At 41.6% G+C, this 267-nt stretch carries 1 protein-coding gene; it reads right to left on the bottom strand.

Features of this window, described 5'->3' with window-relative positions; translation table 11 throughout:
* Positions 1 to 267 (bottom strand): DUF7507 domain-containing protein (locus G6042_RS14700; RefSeq protein ID WP_169522326.1); only part of this gene is annotated, 267 nt, incomplete at both ends.

Below are 267 nucleotides of genomic sequence, written 5' to 3'. Positions count from 1 at the left end.
TCAAGTTCGATACGCCGATTACGGCATCATTGATTGTCAAATTGTTTACGGTTACGTTTCCTGTATTGGTTACTGTAAAGGTGTAAACAATCGTGTCGCCTACGTTTACAATAGTATCTGAATTTGCATCAGCATAAACACCGTCTTTCAACAAAGTGATTTGTGGTGTTTGTTGTAAATCCGTAAAGGTACAAGTCGGACAACTTGGGTCGTAATCAGGACTTGAAGGGTCGATTGGTGTCGGGTCTTCTGAGTCGTCAGTTACAG

Source organism: Flavobacterium solisilvae (assembly GCF_012911605.1).
Lineage (GTDB): Bacteria > Bacteroidota > Bacteroidia > Flavobacteriales > Flavobacteriaceae > Flavobacterium > Flavobacterium solisilvae.
The sequence above is the reverse complement of the archived record's forward strand: the minus strand, read 5'-3'. Positions and strand labels throughout refer to the sequence as shown.